The sequence below is a fragment of the Bacillota bacterium genome (genome assembly GCA_040754675.1).
Classification (GTDB): Bacteria; Bacillota; Limnochordia; order Limnochordales; family Geochordaceae; genus Geochorda.
Genome location: JBFMCJ010000309.1, coordinates 2,150 through 4,867 on the forward strand (window position 1 = coordinate 2,150; position 2,718 = coordinate 4,867).

At 67.0% G+C, this 2,718-nt stretch carries 3 protein-coding genes; all 3 read right to left on the bottom strand.

From position 1 onward, the window contains the following. On the bottom strand, nucleotides 1–244 hold a 244-nt coding region (locus AB1609_15585; protein ID MEW6047874.1), incomplete at its 3' end, for an IS21 family transposase. Then, entirely contained in the window at nucleotides 238–1,014 is a 777-nt protein-coding gene (gene istA, locus AB1609_15590; GenBank protein ID MEW6047875.1) for an IS21 family transposase, read from the bottom strand. The genes istA and AB1609_15585, both read right to left, overlap by 7 nt. A gap of 738 nt (nucleotides 1,015–1,752) precedes the next feature. Further along, nucleotides 1,753–2,718 (bottom strand): PDZ domain-containing protein (locus AB1609_15595; protein MEW6047876.1); only part of this gene is annotated, 966 nt, incomplete at its 5' end.

Consider the following 2,718-nt stretch of genomic DNA (forward strand, 5'->3'; position numbering starts at 1 on the left):
CCACGCGGGCGTTCAGCACGGCCCGGGGCTTGCGGGCCAGGGCGTCCAGGTAGTGATCCAGCACCAGGAGGGTCTCCCCGCGGCCGTACGAGCGGGGATGCATGGCGACCAGCCGCTCTCGGCTCCAGAGCCCCAGCCGGTCGGCGAACGCCTCCAGCTGCAGCGTGCGGCCGATGTACGCCGTCGGCACGGAATAGCGGTTGCGGTCAAAGTGCACCAGCGACAACGCGTTGACCTTCACCATCCGGGTGATACTGCTGCGGAAGGGATGGGCCGGCAAGGCCCGCAGCGCAGCCTGTTCTCGACGCCGCCTTTCTCGTGAGCTTGCCCGGGCCGGCAGAAGCGGCTTTCAAAGAGATAGTGCGCCCGCAGGCTCGCAAACAGGACGTGCTCTTCCCGCTCGGGGCCCTGCAGGATGCGCACCACCGCCGTCTTGGGGTTGTCGTAGACCAGGCAGGCCGGTACCCCTCCCAACCACTCAAACGCCCGGCAGTGACCGTCCAGGAAGGCCTCCAGGCGCTGCGTGGGGTAGGCGCGGACGAAGGCGACCCCACTGAAATGCAGCCGCAGGCAGAACAGCTGCACCTCCGTCCGCCGGCCCCCGATGATGGCCACGGCCGGACCCCAATCGACTTGCGCCATCTCACCCGGGGCGGCCACCAGGGGGATGTAGGGCTCGACCTGTCGGCCTCGGAGTTCGGCCACCACCTGCCGAACGGTCGACTCCCCGCCGGTGAAGCCGTACTCGGCCACGAGCCGCTGGTAGATGCGCCGGGCCGTGTGCCGCTCCTTGCGGGGTGCCTCCGAGTCGTCCCACAGCCACTGCTCGATGACGCCCAGGTACGGGCCGACGACCGGCCGCGGTCTGGGTTCCCGGAGGTGGTAACGGGGAGGCGCCGAGCTGGCGATGGCCTTGCGGACGCTTTGGCGCGAATAGCCAAGCTCTCGGCTGATCCTGCGGACGGACCAGCGCTGGACGAAGTACAGTTTGCGGATAGACTCGATATCGACCATCCCGAGCAACTCCTCTCCCCCCGTGACTGGCAGTGGGTGGCGACCCCGCCAGTCTACCGGGGAGGGCCTCAGGGTGGTCAACTTTTCGAGTAGCACAACCCCGAAAAGTGGGCCACTTTTCGGCTAGCACACACACAATGGGCTTCGGGTGGCCCCCGTGCAATTCAGCCGTCGCGTGGCTCCACCGCCACGTACAGTAGCGGTGGGGGGCGAGTCTGGCCCGTAAGCCGAGTTCAGGAAGGAGAATGAGCGATGGCAGAGGCTCCGGTCGCCGTCAATGGCAAGGCGAACCCTGGCGCTCCCGAACACCTTGTGATCAACCCAGCCGCCCCCGGCCCGGCCAGCGTGATTGAGGCGCTGTGCGCCGGCCCTTCCGAGCCCCGAGCACAGCGGCTGTGAGAGGCGGCGGGCGACCTGCTCCGAGCGGTGGCGGGCCTGAACCAGGCGGCCGCCGGCAAGATATGGAGGGGGCGCTGGCCCGAGGCCGAAGGAGTAATCCGATCCACCCAGAAGCAGCGCCGACGCCGACGCGCCCTGCGGACGACCCATGCGCTGGCGCGCTGGGCTTTGTGCTCTTCATAGCAGCGCCGGAGTCGTCCGCCGGGTGCCGAAGGCCCCCGCTGAGCTTTTCCACAGGAAAGCCGGCGTCACCCCTCGCGACCCTCACGAGGTGACCCGGCCAGCCCTGCACCCCGCACAGCCACTAAGTAGCGCCCAAACGGGTGCCCGAGCTTAGCGTTAACGCTTTGGTCTGCGGCCCAACTGGGCCGCCAAGAATAGCGTCCGGCCGTCTCTCCGGACTTCGATGCTAACCCACTCCCCCGGCCTCTTTCTCTGAATCATCCAAATGAGGGCGTCGCTGTTTTCGATCGTGAGGCCACCCAGCGCCAGAATGATGTCGCCTGGGCGGAGTCCCGCCTTCTGTGCCGGGGAGCCTGGGTCCACAGCGTTCACGTACGCCCCGCGAAGCCCGAGGATCCAGCGTCGCCAAAGCCCGACATCACTCACGGAAACTCCCAGATACGCTTCGGATAGCTCCTCGATCTGGCTTTGCAGCCTGCGGCGGGTCTCCTCAAGCTCGCGTTCGAGGTCTTCCACTCGCTGCTTAAGCTCTGAACGCTCCTTCGCCGACTCGCCCGTGCTATCCCACGCGACGGCCAGGCGGACCTGAAGCCCATTGAGCGGGTCTACCGGACCATCCGTCAACCGTCTTCCGCTGGCGGTCCGCCATTCCCCAAGCAGGCTCGTGTCAATCCGATACGCTACCCCGCCGTGGAGCCGAAGTCTTCCCCCGAGGTCGGCTGTAAGGGCGGCGTCCGGTACAACGGCGACAAAAGGCCGGTAAAAGGTCGTGTCATATCCTGCATCGAGGCCGGCGCCCAGACTCGACGGATCAGCGTGGATGACCGTGAGCACCGAACCTCCGACTGCTGCGGCCGTGCCCAGGCTGAGCGAGAGCCTCGGCGCCAACACCCGCTCGTAGCCGAGCCGCAGGCCCCCATACACGAGGGTAAGACGTACCTGCTTACCGCCGCTCTCTGCAAAGATATGGCCCCCAGCGACCAGCCCTGCAACCCGGAAGCCGTCCTGAAAGTCGCCCGCAGGCCAACGGCCCACCGTCCATATGGAATCCGTTAGCACGGGGAGCCCGTGCGCCCCCAGCTCCGCGTTCAACCCGGAAAGCACTACCTGTTCGTGTGCAAC